Source organism: Congregibacter litoralis KT71 (genome assembly GCF_000153125.2).
In the GTDB taxonomy this organism is placed as follows: domain Bacteria; phylum Pseudomonadota; class Gammaproteobacteria; order Pseudomonadales; family Halieaceae; genus Congregibacter; species Congregibacter litoralis.
In genome coordinates this window covers 1406053-1427763 of the sequence record NZ_CM002299.1, presented here as the reverse complement: position 1 = coordinate 1427763, position 21711 = coordinate 1406053, and the positions used below count along the sequence as shown (strand labels likewise).

The 21711-nt window shown below is 59.8% G+C and carries 15 protein-coding genes; 2 read left to right on the top strand and 13 right to left on the bottom strand.

Annotated elements, in window-relative coordinates:
* Positions 1-6 precede the first annotated feature (6 nt).
* From KT71_RS06600 to KT71_RS06575, 6 genes are all read right to left on the bottom strand, one after another.
* Entirely contained in the window at positions 7-1608 is a 1602-nt protein-coding gene (locus KT71_RS06600) for a sigma-54-dependent Fis family transcriptional regulator (RefSeq protein WP_008296223.1), read from the bottom strand.
* Positions 1609-1627: 19 nt separating this feature from the next.
* A complete protein-coding gene (locus KT71_RS06595) occupies positions 1628-2227 on the bottom strand; it encodes an isochorismatase family protein (protein WP_008296224.1) in 600 nt (199 codons plus the stop codon).
* 3 nt (positions 2228-2230) lie between these two features.
* Positions 2231-4120, bottom strand: a complete 1890-nt coding sequence (locus KT71_RS06590; protein WP_023660437.1) for a hydantoinase B/oxoprolinase family protein — start codon at positions 4118-4120, stop codon at positions 2231-2233.
* A gap of 1 nt (position 4121) precedes the next feature.
* Positions 4122-6221, bottom strand: a complete 2100-nt coding sequence (locus tag KT71_RS06585; RefSeq protein WP_008296226.1) for a hydantoinase/oxoprolinase family protein — start codon at positions 6219-6221, stop codon at positions 4122-4124.
* 98 nt (positions 6222-6319) lie between these two features.
* Entirely contained in the window at positions 6320-7219 is a 900-nt protein-coding gene (locus KT71_RS06580) for a hydroxymethylglutaryl-CoA lyase (RefSeq protein ID WP_008296227.1), read from the bottom strand.
* On the bottom strand, positions 7216-8415 hold the full coding sequence (locus tag KT71_RS06575; protein WP_008296228.1) for a CaiB/BaiF CoA transferase family protein: 1200 nt from the start codon (positions 8413-8415) through the stop codon (positions 7216-7218). The genes KT71_RS06580 and KT71_RS06575 overlap by 4 nt, the downstream gene beginning before the upstream one ends.
* 423 nt (positions 8416-8838) lie before the next feature.
* Here KT71_RS06575 and KT71_RS06570 point away from each other — a divergent pair, with 423 nt between their 5' ends.
* Both KT71_RS06570 and KT71_RS06565 read left to right on the top strand, forming a co-directional pair.
* Positions 8839-10017: an efflux RND transporter periplasmic adaptor subunit gene (locus KT71_RS06570; protein WP_008296230.1), complete on the top strand. Its 1179-nt coding sequence runs from the start codon at positions 8839-8841 to the stop codon at positions 10015-10017.
* A gap of 2 nt (positions 10018-10019) precedes the next feature.
* Complete coding sequence (locus tag KT71_RS06565; protein ID WP_008296231.1) at positions 10020-13151, top strand: efflux RND transporter permease subunit; 3132 nt, start codon at positions 10020-10022, stop codon at positions 13149-13151.
* Between the two features lie 58 nt (positions 13152-13209).
* On the opposite strand, the gene KT71_RS06560 is transcribed toward KT71_RS06565, so the two are convergent.
* From KT71_RS06560 to fabZ, 7 genes are all read right to left on the bottom strand, one after another.
* Positions 13210-14766 (bottom strand): arylsulfatase, encoded by a 1557-nt coding sequence (locus KT71_RS06560; RefSeq protein ID WP_008296232.1) that lies wholly within the window; start codon positions 14764-14766, stop codon positions 13210-13212.
* Positions 14767-14846: 80 nt separating this feature from the next.
* On the bottom strand, positions 14847-15167 hold the full coding sequence (locus tag KT71_RS06555; RefSeq protein ID WP_008296233.1) for a DUF1244 domain-containing protein: 321 nt from the start codon (positions 15165-15167) through the stop codon (positions 14847-14849).
* Entirely contained in the window at positions 15164-18670 is a 3507-nt protein-coding gene (gene dnaE / locus KT71_RS06550) for a DNA polymerase III subunit alpha (RefSeq protein WP_008296234.1), read from the bottom strand. Before dnaE ends, KT71_RS06555 begins: the two co-directional genes overlap by 4 nt.
* Positions 18671-18673: 3 nt before the next feature.
* Positions 18674-19288 (bottom strand): ribonuclease HII, encoded by a 615-nt coding sequence (gene rnhB, locus KT71_RS06545; RefSeq protein WP_008296235.1) that lies wholly within the window; start codon positions 19286-19288, stop codon positions 18674-18676.
* Positions 19288-20451 carry a lipid-A-disaccharide synthase gene (gene lpxB, locus KT71_RS06540; protein WP_274518443.1) on the bottom strand — a complete coding sequence of 388 codons (1164 nt, stop codon included), beginning with the start codon at positions 20449-20451 and terminating at the stop codon, positions 19288-19290. The genes rnhB and lpxB overlap by 1 nt, the downstream gene beginning before the upstream one ends.
* 55 nt (positions 20452-20506) lie before the next feature.
* Positions 20507-21277, bottom strand: coding sequence for an acyl-ACP--UDP-N-acetylglucosamine O-acyltransferase (lpxA, locus tag KT71_RS06535; protein WP_008296237.1), 771 nt, complete (start codon positions 21275-21277; stop codon positions 20507-20509).
* On the bottom strand, positions 21274-21711 hold the full coding sequence (fabZ, locus tag KT71_RS06530; protein ID WP_152025343.1) for a 3-hydroxyacyl-ACP dehydratase FabZ: 438 nt from the start codon (positions 21709-21711) through the stop codon (positions 21274-21276). The genes lpxA and fabZ overlap by 4 nt, the downstream gene beginning before the upstream one ends.

Sequence of the window (21711 nt, the reverse complement as noted above, 5' to 3'; positions counted from 1 at the left end):
GTTCTCCTACCCTCGTGAGTATTGTTTACTTTTTTTACCGCCGACGCCGTTGGCGCCTTGTCCTTCATTCCAGCCCATTTCTTTGAGGCGGCGCCACAAGGTTGTGGGACTGATACCTAACTCTTTACTGACCGCCGTCTTGTCGCCGCCAAGACGGCGCATGGCATCGGCGATCGCCCGACATTCCTGTTCCTTCAGCAACCCTGCGGGCGTAGCCTCCCCGCGGGGCACAGACAGCTCCGGCAGTAATTCTTCAAGGCGAAGTTCCTCAATGGACGCGCCGTGGGCTGCATTAACTGCAAGACGCTCGGCAAAATTCTGCAACTCACGAACATTGCCCGGCCACCGGTATTGTTCGAAGGGCGCTTTCAGCCTCGCCATCAACGTCGGGACATCCAGCTCCACGTCGTATTGTCGTGCGTACTCCGCCAGATAATGCTCAGCAATGGCAGACACATCCTCGGGTCGCTCGCGCAGGGGAGGAAGTCGTAAGGTAAATACGTTTAGACGGTAATAAAGATCATCGCGAAACTGCCCGGCCTCAACGGCCTCCTGTAGATCGCAGTTGGTGGCTGCTATTACCTTAAAGTCCAGAGACAGTTCCCGGGTACCTCCCACGGGTCGCACGCTGCGCTCCTGGAGCACCCGCAGGAGTTTCACCTGTTGGGCCAGGGGCATTTCCCCTACCTCATCCAGATACAGCACCCCGCCGTTAGCCTGCTCCACAAGACCGACGCGCCCGCCACGCCTGGAGCTGGTGAAAGCGCCATCGACGTAGCCAAAGAGTTCGCTCTCAAAAAGCTCGTTGGGAATACTCCCGCAGTTGATGGCCACCAGCGCGCCATCGCGGTAATCCGAGGCCTGGTGGATTTCCCGGGCGATGTGTTCTTTACCCGTACCGCTTTCTCCCTGAAGGAGGACCGCCGCACTCCCGAGGGCGTAGGTGCGTGCCAGCTCAGCCACTCTGGACATCTGGGGGGAATCGATCACAAAACGACCGGGCGATCCCCCGGAGTCTCTCCCCGGGTCGCGCGCCCGCGCCTGGCGCAGGGCTTCGTCGAGCATCGCTCTGGCCGACTCCCGGCTGTAAATCAACACGGCAGGAAGGCCGCGACGAGCGGCGAGTTCGCAGATATAACTTGGCCCCACCACAACGTCTGTATTCCCGGCCGCGGCCATGGCCAGGAGCTTCTCCGAGGCCTCATCGGTCGTTGTGTAGCTGTCGTGCGCCAGGCTCTCACCCAGTAATGACGGCAGCGCCTGAAAGAGGCGCCCCTCGGATTCCGCTTTCGCGGCGTAGGTAAAGACGTGGACACGCTGGCCAATGCGTCGGGCCCGGGCGACGGCATCAACAATGTCCGTATCGGTGACGGGCTGGGCGATAACCGGAAGCTTGAGGGCGTTTTGCAAAAATGCGGCGTTGGAGCCCGCGCTGGCCACAACGTCTGGCTTATGCTCCTTCACAAGGGCGTGGTAATCCACGCTGCCCGAGGCCACGGATTCCACAATGATTACTTCAGCCTCATCGCGATAGTCCGGCAGTACCGCGTTGATCAGCTCACTGAACTTACGATAACCGATGAGCAGAATGCGGGCCCGATTGCTCATGAGAAGCCGTTCAGCGTTTTCATAAAGAGCCCTGCAGCGTTCGGATCACATCATCTACCGACAGCACCTCGGCATACTTTGCGTGCATGTCGTGCAGATTTGCGATGTGGGCATCGCTATTGCGATCACCCACGGCTTCCCGGGGAACGCACACCACATAATCGTGCTGCAATCCATCAACTACGGAGGCGCGCACACAGCCGCTGGTGGTTAATCCTACAACCACCAGGGAATCAACGGATTGATCCTTCAGCCATTGATCCAGCCCCGTGGCGAAAAAAGCGCTGGCATATTGCTTGGCAAAGACCGGCTCCGATGCCCTGGGACGGAGTCGCTCATCCACCGCCGTGGCAGCGCTTCCCTCGATGAGCATATTCAGCGCCGGCAGGCGCGCCCGGAAGACCTTCGCCTGCCCATCGTTTGAATACACCACCGAAGTAAAACACAGGGGTAAGTCACGCGCTCGAAAAGCTTCCTGCAGCCTTACGCAGGCCTGTACCACCGCGTCGCTCTCCGATCCCAGGGGACTGTCAGCATCGGTAAATGCGTTGATCATATCGATCAACAACAAGGCCGGACGCGTTCCCAGGGATTGGGATTGACGGGCGAGGTCAGCCATGCGTCAGCCGCGGAACTGCGAGGGAAACTGCGGTGCGACAGGCGGTGGCAGATGTGTCTCCGCCTCGCAACGGGCTTTGATTTCCTCAATTGTGCCGCCGCGGTTGAACAGGGGCTGATCATCGCCTCGCGCGGACCGAAGCTCCTCGCGCAGCGCCTCTGTTGCCTCCATATTCACACTGCCGTCGGCAGCGATCACTACGCCGTAGCGCCTGGCTCCCTCGACGCTGACCAGACGCCGCGCCACATCGACGCGCACCAGTTCAGGATCCCGGGCAAAGGGGTCACCCCAACCACCGCCGCCCCAGGTGTTGAAGTACAGCAAGTCTCCAGCCTTCACCTTGATGCCCTCAACCTTGGCTGGCAGCCACTCTTCGCTGCCGTCGCCGCGCACCAGACGCTTGGTAGAGCGCTGCCCCGTGTCGCCTCCGAGTACCCCCCAGGGGTGGGTTAACCAGCGCTCATCGTGAATACCGATCTCGCCATCGGCGAGAAAGCGGTAGGCCACGGAGAGACCGTTGCCGCCACGGTGCAGTCCCGCACCACCGGAATCCCTGATGGTTTCGTAGCGCTCGATGCGCAGGGGAAAGTAAGACTCGATGAACTCATTGGGCACATTGGTAAAGCCGGGCCACAGGGAGTGGCCGTCGGGACCGTCGCCAACGGGACGGCCGGGAATGCCCCCAAAGCCGATCTGGAACAGCTGGAACCATTCGCCGTCCTTGCCCGGTCGGTGATCGTAGCCCGAGTAAAACAGGTGCGGCGAGTCTGAAAAACCCGCGGCGTTAAGCATTTGTTCCGGCGCCCCCATGCCCAGCAGGGCACCGAGCAGATCAAAAATGCGACCCAGGGCGTGAGTTCGCCCGGACAGCGCCGCGGGGAACCTGGGCTTTAACAGCGTGCCCTCGGGAATACGCACGTCCACCAGATCGTAAAAACCGTCGTTGAACACGATCTGAGGATCCACGACGTTGATGGTGAAGGAGCCAAAAAACATCTTGAACATATCTTCGTTGAGGAAGAAGTTCACGGAGCTCTGAGCCTGGGGATCGGTCCCTTCAAAATCGAAGATGGCCGTGGATCCCTCACGCCACATGCGACACTTGATGCGGTAGGGCCCCATACCCATGCCGTCATCACAAAGATAATCCTCGAATTCCCGAGGCTCCTCGGGAACGAACATTTCGATGATGTGCTTCATCGCCGCGTGATTGCGATCCAGCATCACATCCATGGTGGACTTAAGCACGTCGTCCCCAAAGCGCTCCGCCAGTTCGACACAACGCTTTGCAGCGGTGTTACAGGCGGCGACGAGGGCATTCAGGTCAAAGCGATTCCACTGCGGCGTTCGAACGTTATGCAGGATCAGCTCGAGGAGATCCGTCTGCAGTTCACCGCGCTTGTACAACTTGGTCGGGGGTATGCGAATACCTTCCTGATAGATGGTGGTGGCCTCAATGGGGATAGAGCCCGGCACCATGCCGCCGTTGTCGGACATATGACCGAACATGGCGGACCAGGCAATGTGACGACCGCCCTTGAAGACCGGCACCAGCACAACCCAGTCCGGTAAATGCGATACCGCCGCATTACACATGTAGGGATCATTCGTGAGAATGATGTCGCCTTCCTCAATTTCGACGTCATAGGCTTCGAGGAAGGGACCGATGAAGGAGCCGAACTGCCCCACCACCATCTTGCCCTCGCGATTGGCGATCATGGGGAAGCAGTCGCCCTGCTCCCGGATACCCGGTGACATGGCGGTTCGAAACAGCACAGCGTCCATTTCTTCCCGGGCGTTGCGCAGGGCGTTTTCGATGATGTCGACGGTAACGCCATCGACCTCGACACTCTGAAGTGCCGCGGTGTTGCTCTCAATAATTGTCGCGGGCATCTCAGGCACCTCCCTTACTGGCGTTAACGTGATTTGAACTAGCCGGGCCGGGGTTGATCAACAGGTTGCCCACGGCATCGACCCTGGCACCGTAGCCGGGAAGCACCACCGTCGTAGAGTCCATCTCGGCCACAACGCAGGGCCCCGCTACCTCCAGGTTTTCGTGGAGGCCTCCACGATCGTAGATGGGCGCCTCATGCCAGGCGCCTTCAAAATAGAAGCGACTGTCGTGGATCTTGCACTGCTCCAGAGAGTTTTCGCTCACACCGATGCGCTTGTCCGCAATCTTGCGCGCCGCCGCTTTTACCACGGCGCGAATCATGAGTATTTCGTGGCCGTCCCCCAGCTTAAAGGTGAACAGCTGTTCATGCTCCGCATCAAAAGCTTCCGTGAGCAGCGCGACGCCCTTCTCCACAAGCTCCTTCTCGTCGAAGTCCACGGTGATCTGGAACGCCTGACCCGCGTAGCGCAAATCCGCCTGGTAGGACACTTCCTGCTCGTCATCGGGTATGCCATCGGCACGCAGGGATTCCCCGGCGCGATCACGCAGCTCGTGGAGATCCGTCAGCATCTGCTCGTCGCTGAGATCGCCGGCCATCATGAGATAGGTCCGCGCCGCCTCGTCCTGTACCTGGGTGGTTGCATCACCATAAGCACAGAGCACACCGGGACCGGGAGGGACGATCACCGGCCAGGCATCCGTGAGTATCCCCAGGGCATTGGCATGGAGGGGTCCCGCACCACCAAAGCCTACGAGGGCAAAATCCCGGGGGTCGTAGCCCTGTTCCACGGATACCAGTCGGAGGGCGCCGAACATGGATTCATTGACGATCTTGATGATGCCCTCTGCCGCTTCCATGATACCGATACCCATGGCATCGGCGACTTTCTGCACGGCTTTTTCCGAGGCATCGCGATTAATATTCATCTTCCCGCCGAGTTGGACATCCGATGGAAGATAACCCAACACGACGTTGGCATCGCAGACCGTCGGCTCCTCACCACCCTTCATGTAGCAGGCGGGGCCGGGTACGGCACCGGCGGACTCCGGCCCCACGCGCAGGGCCTTGGTCAACTCCGGTACGAAGGCGATGGATCCACCACCGGCACCCACGGTGCGCACATCCACCGAAGGCGCCCGGACACGCACGTCTCCAACAATGGTTTCCCGGCGGACCCGCGCCCGGGCGTCCTGAATCAATGCCACGTCCGTGGAGGTGCCGCCCATATCGAAGGTAAGAATGTCGCGGTAGCCCGCCCGCTCGCAAAAGTAGATGGCGCCCGCCACACCGCCGGCAGGGCCGCTCATCAGAAGATTCACCGGCGAATCCGCAGCGGCACGGGCTGACGCCAGACCGCCATCGGAGCGCAGAATAGACAGCTGGGCACCATCGCCCAGGCGCTCATCGAGGGCGCCCTGGAGATTGTTGACGTAGCGCGCGACCTCCGGACGCACGTAGGAGTTTACGACGGTGGTTTCCGTACGCTCATACTCCTGCATTTCCGGCACCACATCGCTGGATACGGAAATGGGCGTGTCACCAAAGATCTCCGCCGCTATCGCGGCCACCTGACGCTCGTGCTCGGAATTGATGTAGGCGTTGATGAGACAGATAGTGAGCGCCTCCACCTCACCGCGGTCACGGAGGGTCTGAAGGTCTCGCCGCAGCGTATCTTCATCCAGGGGTTCTACCACCTCGCCATCGGCGCTGATGCGGCCCCGGGCACCAATCGTCAGCTCCAGGGGGGCCAGGAGCGGATCCTTTACAAAGCTGACCCAACCACCAAGACCACCGGGGCAATAGGATCTCGCTACCTGCAAAGTGTCTTCAAAGCCGGCGGTGGTCACCAGGCCCACGCGGGCACCGCGCCCGGTCAGCACGGCATTGGTCGCAACGGTGGTTCCATGCATCACCAGCTCGATTTCCCCGGGATCAACGCCGGACTCATCGCAGATTCGCGCAATGCCGTTGAGCACACCGATGGAGGAATCTTCCGGCGTTGATGGAACTTTGGCCGTGAAGGTTTCTCCGTTCTCTTCGTTAAGCAGCAGAAAATCCGTGAAGGTTCCGCCTACATCTACGCCTAATCGGTAACTCATTCCTCGTCCTTCTCCCCTGTGTGCTTATCAATGATCTTTCTTGCGCCCGCCCACCCGAGTCGCGCTTCCAAAAAAATGTCCTACGGTGTTTTTTGCACTCAGGCGGCGTTACGTGTGAGCCAGTAATGCGCTCTTCCGCCCTGGGGACGGCCGAGCATTTCGCTCATCAGGTTCACCACGCCCAAGAGCGCCGGCATGTCTACGCCCGTCGTAAACCCCATCTGCTCCGCCATCATCACCACATCTTCCGTCGCCACATTGCCCTTGGCGCCTGGCGCAAAAGGACAGCCGCCAAGGCCTCCGACGGAGGCATCAAAACGTCGAATACCACTCTCCATCGCGGCGAAGATATTTGCCAGACCCAGGGCCCGGGTGTCGTGAAAATGACAGGCGAGCTGTGCGCTGTCGTGCTCGTCGCCCAGGGCCGACATCAGCGACTTGACCTGCGCGGGATTGGCCGCGCCGATGGTGTCGGCGATAACCAGTTCCGACGCGCCCGCCTCCAGAAGCTGTGCCGCGAGGCTGCGGACATATCCGGGATCTACGGACCCTTCAAAGGGACACTCAAAGGCTACGGCCAGGTAGGCCTGTACCCGGTTGCCATCACCGTGGCCACGCTCGATAACGGCCCGGGCCACCTCGAGGGTCTGCTCCATGCTCAGATTGATGTTCTTCTGATTCATGGTCTCCGTGGCCGACACCACCACGGCCATGGTGTTAACGCCGGCATCTCGGGCCAGCTCATAACCCTTCATATTCGGTACGAGGGCACTGAGCTCGACGCCTTCTCGGTGTCCGAGGCGGCGCGCGAGATCACCGGTGCCGGCCATCTGGGGCACCGCTTTGGGCGATACAAAGCTGCCCATCTCGCAGTGCCGGATGCCGGCATCGAGCACCGCCTCGACAAAGGCAAACCGCTGATCCAGGGTCAGAGCGCCGTCCTGACTCTGAAGCCCGTCGCGGGGTCCTACCTCGTTGATGATGATGCGGTCTTTCATGCCACGGCTCCTGTCTGGCGCAGACTTGCCAGCTGACCGTCGCTGTAGCCAAGGAGCTCTTTCAAAACAGTCTCCGTATGCTGTCCGAGGAGGGGCGCCGGAGAGAAGCTCTCTTCATCCGTGCGCGACAATTTGATGGGATTACCCGGACCGCGGGTGCTGCCACCTTCGGGATGCTTGAGTTCCACCACCATATTTCGAGACAGCACCTGCTCGTCTGCCAGAGCTTCTTCGAGAGTGTTTACCCGGGCACAGGGGATGCGCTTTTCCGTGAGCCTCTCCAGCCAATACTCGGAATCCCGGGTGCTGAGAATCTCGCCGAGGCGCCGGTCAATAAACGCCTTGTCCGCCAGGCGCGCGGGCTGCGTTCGGTACTTCTCTTCCCGAAACGCCGGCTCATCAATGACCTCCAACAGGTTGTCCCAGAAACTGTCGAAGATCACCGCGATAATGATGTGACCGTTGGCCGTGGGATAGCTGTTGTAGGGCACATGGACAAAGTGGCTGTTCCCGATGGGGTGGGGAACGTCTCCCGAGAGAAAATACATGGTGGCCATGTAATTGAGCATAGATATCTGGCAGTCGAGCATGGAGATGTCGACATGCTGGCCCAGGCCACTCTGCTCCCGCTCGTAAAGCGCAGCCAGAACGCCCATGACACCAAACATGCCGCCCCCGAGGTCACCGATGGGAATGCCGGCCCGGGTTGGCTGACCGGCGTCCTGCCCGGTGATGGACATGCCGCCGCCAATGGCCTGCACGACCTGGTCAAAGGCCGGTCGCTGATAGTTGGGTCCTCCGGAGCCGAAGCCGGAGATGGAGCAGGTAATGATGCGTGGGTTGACCTCTTTGAGATGGGTGAAATCAATTTTTAACTTAGCCGCCACACCGGCGCTGAAGTTTTCCACGACGATGTCGCTGTTGCGCACCAGGTCGTAAAACACTTCCAGGCCCGCCTCGCTCTTGAGATCCAGGGCAACGCTCTGTTTGTTTCGGTTCAGGGTGACGTAATAGGCGCCCTGCCCTTTGAGTGAATTTTTGGGATCGTTCGCGAGAAGCTTGCGCGTCCCCTCACCCTTCAGGGGCTCGACCTTGATCGTTTCCGCACCCAGGTCGGCGAGAATCATCGCGCCATAGGGCCCCGAAAGCATGTGCGTAAGATCCAGAACTCTCACGCCGCGAAGGGGTTTTGCCATACGGTCGCTCCTATTGCTTTTCTAATGCGCTCCTTTATCGAAGCAGCCACGCCGGACAGCATGCACTGATCGCTGCGGGGCGCCCCAAGGCTTCGGCTTTGTCACCGCTTGCCACGCTGTGCGGTTTGAGATCGCAAGAATCAGTCCAACAGCGTTCAAAACGGCAAAGTTCTTCAAAAATTACTGATTTTTCAGCCATTTAAGCAAGCTAGCGCCATCCCCTTGATGTAAGCTCAGCGTCTATCGACCGGTGATTTTCATTTAAAACGAAACAGTATTTCATTTTGAAAAATAAAGCGAGGGCGCGCGGTGGCCGCGCATTGCGACCAAGCGACGCCATGCAGCGATAAACAGCGTTGCCGCCGCCGCGCTAGCGCAAGATACTGTCGACGCTTTTTCTAACTACTGCATCAGGGGAATTGAATGAGGTCAAAACTGCTGAAGTTGAGCGGACCCGTACTGGTACTCGCAGGCGCCGTCGGTGTCGTTTTCCTCCTCAAAGCCACCGCTCCGGAGCCTCAAACCGACGAGGCGCCCCCCCGCCCTGTCACGGTGTACACACACCTCGCGGAGCGCAGTGATGCAGTGTTAAACGTGCAGACCCAGGGCGAGGTGCGCGCCCGCACGATGATCAATCTTACGGCGCAGGTAGGCGGCCGCGTGGTATCTGTGTCACCGGAATACGTGGAAGGAGGGCGCTTCAATCCCGACACCGTCCTCCTGAAAATCGATGACAGCGACTATCGTCTGGCCCTGCGGGAGGCCGAGGCGGCGGTGGCTGCGGCGGAACTCTCCGTAGAGCAGGCCCTCGCTGACGCCGACGTGGCGCGAAAGCAACTGCGGGATATTCCCAACGCCTCCAGCCTGTCCCTTAAAAAGCCGCAAATTGCCGAGGCGAAAGCCCGCCGGGAGGCTGCCCTTGCCGCTCTGGATCTCGCCCGACTGAATCTTGAACGCACGAACATCCGCCTGCCCTTCGAGGGCCGCGTAGCAAGCACCAGTGTCCACATTGGCGAGGTAATCAACACCGGATCCATGCTCGGCGAAGTGTTTTCCACGGATCGCGTCGAAGTTCGCCTGCCTCTTAACAACCGTCAGCTCTCTGCCCTGGGCCTGCCCATCGGTTTTGCCGCCGACGGGAATACCGCACCGGAGGTCGCCTTCACCGCGGACGTCGCTGGCATCACTCAACACTGGACCGGCCACCTGGTGCGCATCGACGCTGCCGTCGATGCGAGCACGCGCCTGATCTACGCGACGGCGGAAGTGGAGGATCCCTATGGCCTCGGGCGGTCCGAGGAGGGCATGCCCCTCGCCGTGGGACTGTTTGTGGAGGCCGAGGTCGTGGGCAGAAGCCTCGAAAACACCGTGCGCATACCCAGCAAGGGCCTCCGTCCCGGTAACCAGCTATTCGTTGTGGATTCCAGCGGACTCCTTGATATCCGCACGGCGGAAGTTGCCCACACCAGCGCGGAGCACGCAATTATCAGTAAAGGGCTCCGCCCCGGCGAGCGCCTCGTCGTCTCTGCACTGCGCAACCCCATTTCGGGTATGGCCCTATCGACCATCGATGAGCGTCGCTTTGCGGCTCGGGAAAACTGATTATGAAGCGCCTGATCTCCTGGTGGGTACATAACCCCGTCGCGTCGAACCTCCTTATGGTGGGCATCTTGCTGGCAGGCCTCGTGGGTTTTCTGTCCATGGAGCGGGAAGCCTTTCCCCAGGTAAAACCCTACCAGGCCAACATCGAGGTCATCTGGCCCGGTGCAGCTCCCCAGGAAGTGGAAGAGCAAATCATCTCGCGCATCGAGGATCGGCTTAAGGACCTCGATCAAATCAATCACATCTACTCTACCGCCGTGGAAAGCATGGCTGAGATTACCGTCTCTACCTTCCCCGGCGTCGACATTAACGGCTTTCTCAACGACGTGAAGAATGCCGTGGACTCCGTCACTTCTCTGCCCCGGGATATCGAAAACCCGCGCGTGAGGCGCAGCCAGTTCAAGCAGGAGATGCTCCGGGTTGCGGTCCATGGTGACGTCAGTGAACGGGAGCTGACCCGCCTTTCTGAGGATCTGCGTCGCGAGGTCGCCACCCTCCCCTGGGTTTCGACCATCGAGCTCTTCGGCACCCGTCGGGAAGAGGTCACCATAGAATTGTCCGAAGCCAGTCTGCGGCAATATGCCCTGTCCTTTGCTGAGGTTGCCGATGCAATCCGCGCCAGCTCCATCAACCTCTCCTCGGGACAGGTGCGCACCGCCACGGGTGACGTGCAGATTCGCGCTCGCAATCTTGCGGACACGGAGCAGGACTTTTCGCGAATCATCATTCGCCAGAGTGCCGACGGCGGCACGATCAGGGTCGGTGATGTCGCACGGGTCATTGATGGCTTCGAGGACAATGAAATCCTCGCCACGATGAACGGGCAGCCAGCGGTGCTCCTGCAGGTCCAGAGCAGCGACAATATGCAGGTCGTAAAAGCCAGTGAAGCGGTGCATGCCTGGATGGAAGAGCGTCGCAGCAGCCTTCCCGAGGGGATTGAGCTGTCCATGTGGTTTGATACGGCAGACATTTACAGCGAGCGCATGGAGCTCATCGGCAAGTCCTCCTATCTCGGCCTGGCACTGGTTTTTCTGGTCCTGATCCTGACCTTGCGACCCCGGGTTGCGCTCTGGGTGACCGCGGGCATCGGTGTCGCGTTTCTTGGTACTTTTTCCATACTCCCCGTCAACGATGTTTCTCTGAACGTGATGTCTACCTTTGCCTTCTTGCTGGTCCTTGGCATCGTGGTGGATGACGCCATTGTCGTGGGCGAGAGCATTCATCACCATGCCCATGAGATGGGTGGCGGCAGTGAAGCCGCCGTCCAGGGTGCCTTCGCGGTGTCCAGACCCGTCATCTTTGCCGTCCTCACCACCATGATCGCCTTCGCACCCTGGCTGTTCGTATCCGGCGAGGCCGCCCAGGTCACCCGCCAGCTATCCATCGTCATTACCGCAGCACTGACCATCTCTCTTATCGAGGCTTTTTTCATCCTCCCCTCCCACCTTCGGGACCTGTCACACCGCAAAGATCTCAAGGGTCTGGCGCTGCGCCAGCAAAAGATTGAGCACAGCATCTCGAACTTTGCGAAGGGGGTATATCAGCCCCTGCTCCGTTGGGCGGTGGAGCGCCGCTACCTCACGGCCAGTGCCTTTGTAGGCGCCTTCATGATCGCCATCGGACTGTTCAGCACCGGCTGGGTGAAGTTTTACTTCATGCCCCAGGTGGAGAGCTCGCAAATCGTTGTCGACGTGAAACTGCCCCCGGGCACCTCCTATGACCGCGCCCTCAGTGTTCTTGATCAATTACAGGCCGCGGAGCGCGCCCTGGTGGAAGAGGTGGACGAAGCGGCGCGCACCACCGGCGAGGGCACGGGGCAGCTTATTGAGGGCTGGTATACCCGCTCGCGGCGTGACAGCGTGATCGCCATCGTCAAACTCGCGCCACCGGAAGTTCGGGATCTCTCTGCCCGGGATGCCGCCGAGCGCTTGCGCGCCCTGGTCGGCGACATCCCCGATGCCGACGAAATACAGGTGAATTACACCCTTAACGACAACGGGGCGGACATCACCTATCTCCTGCGACATCGCGACGGAGACGCTCTCACCGCGGCATCCAAGGAACTCCAGACAAAGATCGGCAGCTACAACGGGGTACTGGATGTCCGGGATAGCCAACAGGGAGAGACCGACGAGATTGTCCTGAGCCTCAAGCCCGGTGCAGAGACCCTGGGCATTCGCCTCGCCGATGTGTCCCGACAGGTACGCCAGGCCTATTTTGGTGAAGAGGTTCAGCGTCTTCCCCGGGCGAATGGCGATGTCAAAGTGATGGTTCGCTATCCCACGGAAGCGCGACGCACGCTGTCCAGTCTGAATGACTTCAGAGTTCGCACCGCCGACGGTCGCGAAGTAGCGCTTTTCGCCATCGCCGATGTCGAGCTACAGGGCGGCGTTCAGCGGATCCAGCGGCGTGACGGGAACCGCGTGGTGTATGTACGGGCGGATCTGGAGCAGGATCTCATCAGCGATATCAAACGGGATATCGACGATAACTATCTTGATGAGCTTCAGGCGCAATATCCGGGACTGGTCATTCTCAAGGGCGGCGCCCAGGAAGAAGAGGACCAGTTCATTAATGAAATTGTCTCGCTCTATTCCATCGCGCTATTTGCCATGTACGCGCTCATTGCCATCGCCTTCCGCTCCTACTGGCTGCCCCTGCTTATCATGACCGCCATACCCTTTGGCTTTATGGGCGCGATCTTCGGTCACCTGATCTTTGCGACACCCCTGGCCCTGTTTTCCTACTTTGGCATCGGTGCCGCGGCGGGCGTCGTCGTCAATGACAACCTGGTACTGGTGGACTACATCGGTCGCTTGCGGGAAAGAGGCCTGGATACCTTCGAGGCCGTTATCGAAGCCGGGATCAACCGCTTCCGTCCGATCCTGTTGACCACGGTGACCACCTTCGTCGGTCTGATACCCATCATGGCGGAGCGCAGCACCAACGCGCAGTTTCTCAAACCTGCGGTGCTGTCCCTGTCCTTCGGCGTCCTGTTTGCGCTGTTCGTCACCCTGCTCCTGGTGCCGTCGCTATATCTCATCGGCGAAGACGTGGCAAAGACACTGCGTATCGCCCGTCAGCGTTTCTGGCCCGGCGGCCATACCCCGGCGGTCAGCGACAGTTCTTCCTGACTCGGGCAAAAAAAACCGCGCTCCAGGGCGCGGTTTTTAGCTGAGCCACTAGAACACCTTACTCGAACTTGAGATAGGCCTCCGTAAGCTTGTCGATGGACCAGGAGTCCGGACGCTGACTCGGCGGATACTTCTCAAAGGTCATGAGAAACTGCTGCATCACAGCGCCGCCCCTATACATCTGTGCAGCTTTATCAACGTACCAGTCCCAATAGGTATTGGAATTGTGATCTGCGCGCTCAAAGGGGTCCCGACGCAGATGAAACAGTTTCGGTAGTCGCAGGGTCACAAAGGGCTCCGCCCACAGCGCCAGCGTTTTCGCCCTATTCTCAGCGTAAACGGACTTCCAGTCGCCAAAGCGCACGGCAACGGGAGCGCCGATATCGTTGATATACACAAAGCTCTTGCGGGGACCGCTCTCGGCTTCACCCGTGAGATAAGGCAGGAAGTTGTAGCCATCGAGATGGAGAGTCGCGTCTTTGTTGCCTACGCGCTTACCCTCCAGAAGCTCTTCCTTGAGCCCGGGCTCACCGGCGGCGGCTGCCAGGGTGGGCATCCAGTCCAGATGGGACATGATCTCTGTGGCTACCTGGCCCGGAGGAATTTTTGCCGGCCAACGAACCATCGCCGGAACCCGGTAGGCGCCCTCCCAGTTAGAGTTCTTTTCACTGCGAAAAGGCGTGATTCCCGCATCGGGCCAGGTGTTGTAGTGAACACCGTTATCCGTGGAGTAAAAAACAATGGTGTTTTCAGCGATACCCAGGGCGTCGAGCTGGTCCAGGAGGGACCCCACCAACTCGTCGTGGGCCACCATGACATCATTGTAAAAGCCCTGCCCGGACTTGCCTTTATGCTTATCCGCGCGGTGGGTCCTGAAATGCATACCCGTGGTATTGACCCAGACAAAGAAGGGTTTTTCCTCCGCGACACTTTTATCGATAAATGACCTGGCAGCGTCGACAAACTCCTCGTCAGCCGTCTCCATACGCTTACGCGTGAGGGGCCCGGTGTCTTCGATGCGACCGTCGGCGTAGGAGCGAATCACTCCCCGGGGACTGAAGCGCTGCTGGAACCAGGCCTCCTGAGGATAGTCCTCATCCTCGGGCTCCTCTTCCGCATTCAGGTGATACAGGTTGCCATAAAACTCGTCGAAGCCATGGTTCGTGGGCAGAAACTTGTCCTTGTCTCCCAGATGGTTTTTACCGAACTGCCCCGTGGCATAACCCCTGGTTTTTAGCACCTCGGCGATGGTGATATCCCGATCCTGAAGCCCGAGCTCGGCACCGGGCTGACCGACCTTGGACAGGCCCGTACGAAGGGGCGACTGCCCGGTGATAAAACTGGAGCGTCCCGCGGTGCAGCTCTGATCGCCGTAGTAATCGGTAAAGCGCACACCCTCATCGGCGATGCGGTCGATGTTCGGCGTGCGGTAACCCATGATGCCGTCACCGTAGGCGCTGATATTGGTGATGCCGATATCGTCACCCCAGATCACCAGGATGTTTGGTTCATCCGCTGCCTGACTGCTGATGGCAAGGCCAGCGAAAGCCGCAGCACCCAGAAGGGTGCGGAATCGCGCGGTGAGCCCCGCCCCCCGTCTCGTCGTTGTTTTCATAACACCTTCCTTTTTTTATATTTAGATGGCCCTGGCGGCTGACGTCGTGGCCGCCCCCATCGGGCCCAGGGACAATCCCCTTACTGCTGCTGTGCCTGAAACTGCGCAAGCTGCTCCGGGCTGGCTTCCTTCTGATGCTGGCTCTTCCAATCGCCGTAGGGCATCCCGTAAACCCGCTCCCGCGCCGCCTCGTAGTCGACGCTGACACCGCGTTCTTCTGCGGCGGCAACGTACCACTTGGATAAGCAGTTCCGACAGAAACCAGCGAGGTTCATAAGATCGATGTTCTGCACCTCTTTATGGTCATCCAGATGCTTGAGGAGTCGACGGAACACCGCGGCCTCGACGTCGTTTCCCAAGCTTTCATCGTCGTGTAATGCCTGATTTTGTGTATCACTCAATGCTGTTCTCCTGCGGTTAGCTGTTGATCAAAGGCGAGCTTCACCCTATCCCCTCCGAGTTCCCTGCGCAATTCCTCCAGGAGTTCTTCACTGGGAGATACCCTCCACTGCTGCCCCAACATCAGTGACGCGCTCTGGCGGCCCTGATGATAGCGAAGCCTCACGGGGCATTCTCCCGGAGCGGTGGCCAAGAGCTCGCGCAGAAACTCCCGGAATTTATCCGTCACTTCGGCAGCGTCCACATGCAGGGTCAGCCCTGAAGCCAGACGGGCACGCTCGTCGGCCAGGCTGTGGAGTGCTGACACGCGCATCACCGTAGCTCCACTGCGATCATCCTGGGACAGACGTCCCTCGGCGATGACAATCTGATCTTTTACCAGCAGCTCCCGGTACTGCTGATACACCTCGGAGTAGGCGGTAGCCTCGAGACGCGCGCTGCGATCATCGAGTACGAACACCGCCATGGCACCCCGGGCACTCTTCATGGCCCGCATGCTGAGAATCAAACCCGCAACGCGGCAGTTTCCACGACTATCCGTGCGCAGATCCGCAAGGCGTTGGGGCGCAAAGCGACGCAGCTCATCCTCACAAGCGTCGATGGGATGACCCGTCACATAGAGGCCGAGGGTGTCACGCTCTCCCTGAAGACGCTCGCGATCAGTCCAGGGACGAACGTGACGCAGGGACCCGTAGGGGTCACCCTGTTCCTGGCTTGCCTCCACGGTTTCGCCGAAGAGATCCACCATGCCCGCATCACGGTTTGCCGCATTTTGCTCGGCAGCGCGCAGGGCATCGTCTATGCCCGCGAGGAGAACCCATCGCTCCGTACCCAGAGAATCAAAGGCGCCACTGCGCACCAAGGCCTCCAGAGCCTTGCGATTGAGCTTTCGCGGGTCCGTCCGGGCACAGAAATCAAAGAGATCGCGGAAGGGGCCATCGGCCTCGCGACTCTCGAGGAGCCCCGACACGGGCCCCTCCCCCAGGCCCTTGATGGCCCCCAGTCCGTAAACGATCTCTCCCGCCTCGCTGACGGTAAACATGTAGCGGCCCTCGTTGACGTCGGGAAGACGCACCGTGAGACCCATGCGTCGGCACTCCTCGATAAACACCACGATCTTGTCGGTGTTATCCAGTTCCGAACTCATCACCGCCGCCATAAACGCCGCGGGATAATGGGCCTTCAACCATGCCGTCTGATAGGACACCAGCGCATACGCGGCAGAGTGAGATTTGTTAAATCCATAACCGGCGAACTTTTCCACGAGATCAAAGAGCTTGGTCGCCAGGTCGGCATCAACGCCCTTGGATGCAGCACCCGCAGCAAACACTGAACGCTGCTTGGCCATTTCCTCGGGTTTCTTTTTTCCCATGGCGCGACGTAAAAGATCCGCCCCGCCCAGGGTATAGCCCGCCAGAATCTGGGCAATCTGCATCACCTGCTCCTGATACAGGATGATGCCGTAGGTAGGCTCAAGCACGGGTTTCAATAGCTCGTGCTGATAATCCGCATCAGGATAGGAAACTTTCTCACGGCCGTGCTTGCGATCGATAAAGTTATCCACCATGCCGGACTGCAGCGGGCCCGGACGATAGAGGGCGACGAGGGCAATAATGTCCTCAAAGCAGTCGGGTCTTAAGCGGGCTATCAGTTCCTTCATGCCGCGGGATTCCAGCTGGAACACCGCGGTGGTTTCCGCCGATCGCAGGAGGTCGAAGGACGCCGGGTCATCGAGGGGAATCTGATTGATATCCAGGGGCGGCTCGTCGTTGCGGGCGCGGATTTCGTTGATCATCCCCTGGGCCCAGTCGATGATCGTAAGCGTGCGCAGACCCAGAAAGTCGAACTTTACGAGACCCGCGTCTTCCACATCATTTTTATCGAACTGGGTGACCAGACCCGCGCCTTCGCCGTCGCAATACAGGGCCGAAAAATCCGTGAGCTCCGATGGTGCGATAACCACGCCGCCCGCGTGCTTACCGACGTTTCGCGTTACACCCTCGAGCTGTACTGCCATGTCCCAGATTTCCTGGGCTTCGCTGTCATCACGAAGAAACTGCTGGAGGCTTTCTTCCTGCTCCAAGGCTTTTTCCAGGGTCATCCCCACCTCAAAGGGAATCATTTTGGACAAGCGATCGCCGAGTCCGTAGGACTTGCCCTGGACCCGCGCCACATCGCGCACCACCGCTTTCGCCGCCAGGGTGCCGAAGGTAATGATCTGGGAGACGGCCTCGCGGCCATAGGTTTCGGCGACGTAGTCGATGACCTCGTCGCGTCGCTCCATGCAAAAATCAACATCGAAGTCCGGCATGGACACCCGCTCGGGATTGAGAAATCGCTCGAAGAGCAATTCATACTCCATGGGATCGAGGTCCGTAATGGACAGGCAGTAGGCAACCAGAGAGCCTGCACCGGAACCCCGGCCCGGACCTACGGGAATGCCCCGTTCCTTGGCCCAGCGGATAAAATCCATAACGATCAGGAAGTAACCGGGAAATCCCATATCGATAATCGTGTCCAGCTCGAAGTCCAGGCGGGCACGGTAGTCTCTCTCGAGATCCTCGGCGTTTTCACGCTGATGAATCTGCAGCGTTTTCAGGCGCTCATCCAGCCCCCGGTGGGACAGCTCCCGAAAATAGGCATCCATGGTCATGCCCTCGGGCACGGGATAGTCCGGTAAGCACACGCGGCCCAGCTCGATTTCCATGGAGCAGCGACGGGCAATGGCGACGGTGTTTTCCAGGGCCTCGGGAATGTCTTCGAAGAGTTCCTGCATTTCTTCAACGCTGCGCAAATACTGCTCTTCGCTGTATCGCCGCTGTCGGCGAGGGTCATCGAGGACGCGACTCTCGGCAATGCAGACCCGGGCCTCATGGGCCTCAAATTCACTGGCATCGATAAAGCGCACGTCATTGGTAGCCACCACGGGACATGCGTACTGCTCTGCGAGGGCAACCGCAGCGTGGACGTGCTCCTCGTCACCGACACGCCCCGTGCGATGCAATTCGAGATAGAAGCGGCCCGGAAAAATCTCCAGGCATCGTTCCAGCCGCTGCCTGGCGACGGCTGGCTTGTCGTTCACCAGCGCCTGCCCCACTTCCCCGGCGGCGCCACAGGACAAAGCCAACAGTCCCTCAGCGCTCTCGGCCACCCAGTCCCAGAGTACCCGGGGGCCCTCATGGGTCTGCCCCTCCCGATAGGCCCTGGACAGCAGACGCGTGAGATTGAGGTAGCCCGTCGCATTCATCACCAACAAACACAGGGGATGGGCCTCATCGTCTTTCAGGGATTCCGTCACCCAGACATCAGCCCCAAAAATAGGCTTGATACCCGCATTGACGGCCGCTTTGTGAAACTTGATAAGCCCGTAAAAGTTGCAGACGTCGGTAACGGCAATCGCCGGCATGCCCAGTTCCGCCGTGCGTGCCGCGAGGGCCTTGATTCTGACAAGACCATCGCTGAGGGAATACTCGCTATGTACCCGTAAATGAACAAAATCCGACAAGGATCAGTCTCCTTCGATAACGGCGCGCACCGGTGCAAAGCTGCGACGGTGCAGGGGGCTTACCCCATAAGTTTTCAGTGCGGCCATGTGGGCGGCGGTGGGATAGCCCTTATGCCTGTCAAAGCCGTAATGGGGCCACAGCGCATGCTGCTCGCACATGTATTGATCCCGGGCCACCTTGGCAACAATCGATGCCGCGGCTATTGCAGGCACGCGGGCATCGCCCTTGACCACCGCAATACTGGCATAGTCCCAGGAGGGCAGCTGTCTACCGTCGACGAGCACCAGATCCGGCTCGAGGCCGAGGGCGTCCACGGCCCGCCACATCGCCAGCAGGCTGGCCTGCAGTATGTTCAGGGTATCAATTTCTACCGGTGAAGCTCGCCCCAGGGCAATCCCCCGGGCGCGAGTAAGCAGCTCTTCCCTGAGCACCTCGCGACGCTTTGCCGTGAGTTTTTTGGAATCGGTCAAACCCACTATGGGATTCGCAGGATCAAGCACCGCGGCGGCGGCAACCACATCTCCGGCCAGGGGACCACGACCCACCTCATCGACCCCGACGATACAGGCATCGTCCGGTAACTCTGCGATCGCCGCTTCCCAGTCGCTCAACGCCATCAGCGAGGCGTCCCCGGTGCCTTGTCTACCGTGTCGCGCGCCTCCCTCAGCAAGGCCTCCATGGCGGGCCCCAGGGCGGCATCAAAATCACGCTCCATGGCCACAACGCAGGGCCGCAGGGCCTTTACCTGGGCATCCCCGTGGGCGAGGAGTATCTCCGCTTCCAGCGCAAGGGCCGAAGGCGTGAGATTATCCTGCAAGAGTTCGGGCACCACGGAGCCCTTCGCCAGAATGTTAGGCAGGGCCACGAAAGGCGTCACTGCCAAACGGGACATAAGCGCCCAGGAAGTTTTGGCGACGCGATAGGCCACCACCATGGGACGCTGAAGGAGCATCGCCTCCAAGGTCGCGGTTCCCGATGCGAGCACCACCACGTCGGCAGCAATCATCGCATCCCGGGACTGTCCCTCGAGAAGACGCACCTCGCCTTCGGCGTTGGCATTCCTCAACAGCTCCCGGCATTGCAGCAAACGCTCTCCGTTTGCTGCGGGCATGAGCAGCTGCCGACGAGCATCCCGGGAACGCAGCATGCGGCCCGCGTCGATGAGGCACTGGCCCAGCTGTGCAACCTCGCTCCCACGACTCCCCGGCAGCAGCGCTACCACCGGCGCCTGGGGATCAATACCCAACTCCCGACGCACCGCCTCCCGCGACGGTACATTCTGGAGCTCCGCAACCAGCGGATGTCCCACGAAGGTGGTGGAGAGGGCGACCTCGCTGTAGAGCGGAGGCTCAAAGGGAAAAAGACACAGGAGACTGTCGACGGACTTTGCAACGGTATGCACCCGACCCTGGCGCCAGGCCCACACCGTGGGACTCACCAACTGGGCCGTGCGCAGACCGCCTTTGCGGAGTCGTCGCGCCAGGGCAAGGTTAAAGTCCGGGGCATCAATCCCTAAAAAGAAGGCCGGCGGCGACGCGCTCCACCGCGTGTAGAGTTCACGACGGATGCGCAAAAGCTCCGGCAAACGGCCGAGGGGCTCGATGAGTCCCATCACCGCCAAACGCTCCATGGGATACAGGCTCTGGAAACCCTCCGCCTCCATGGTCTGGCCTCCCACACCTTCGAGATGCAGGCTGCGACCGGGGAACTGTCTTCGGAGCGCTCGAATAACCCGGCTCCCCAGCACATCACCGGAGCTCTCCCCGGCGATCATGGCGATACGCAGGCTGTTTCCCGGGTCCTGGAGGGGGTCTGAACGGGGACCGTTCAGGGCTTCAGCGAACGATGCCGCGCTCGGACGCGCGAATCGAGTCGATGAGGACCTTCACCTCGGGGGTATCGCTCAGCATGGTTTCGAGACGCTGAATAGCAATATCCAAGGTCAGGTTCTGACGATAGAGAATCTTGAATGCCCGGCGCAGCTGACTCACGGCAGAGTCCGAAAAGCCCCGCCGGCGCAAACCCTCGGTATTGATGGTCTTTGCCTCCGCAGGAGAGCCGGAGACGGTCACGTAGGCGGGCACATCCTTGCCGATGGCCGTCTGCATGCCACTGAAGCTGTGCTGCCCGATGCGGCAAAACTGATGGACCAGGGTATAACCGCTGAGGATCGCCCAGTCATCAACGTAGACGTGCCCCGCCAGGGCCACATTATTAACCAGGATCGTATGATTCCCGATGACGCTGTCGTGGCCAATGTGTGCATAGGCCATGATCAGATTGTCGTTGCCGATTATGGTTTCGCCGCGATCCTGCACGGTCCCACGATGAATGGTTACCCCCTCGCGGATCGTATTGCGATCACCGATGGTGAGGCGCGTAGGCTCATCCCGGTATTTGAGATCCGGCGTCGCTTCGCCCACGGAGGCGAACTGGTAGATATGATTGCCCGCACCGATGCTCGTAGGGCCTTTGATGACGACATGGGATTCGATCACGGAATCACGCTCGATCTCCACCCCGTCACCGATATAGGACCAGGGGCCAATACAGACACCTTCGGCGATCTTCGCCCCAGGCTCAACAATGGCCTGCGGATGAATCATGCGGGACGGTCAGCACAAAGTATGGTGGCGGAGGCGCAGCGCTGACCATCCACCTCGGACTGCACGGCGAACTTCCAGATACCGCGTTTTTCTCCGAGAATCTGCGCCTTGAGATGCACGCAGTCTCCGGGGACGCAGGGGCGCTTGAAGCGCAGATTGTCCGCGCCGACGAACATGTAGATAGAGCCGTCTGCCGGCGTTTTTTCCATGGTTTTGAAACCCAGAATCCCAGCTGCCTGGGCCATGGCCTCCACGAGGAGCACGCCGGGAAATACCGGATTGCCGGGAAAATGCCCGTCAAAAAAGGGCTCGTTGATACTCAGGTTCTTGTAGGCGTGAATCGATTCTCCCGGGACGAGGTCCACGACACGATCCACCAGCAGAAAGGGATAACGGTGAGGAAGGTGTTCACGGATCTCCGATATGTCCATCAG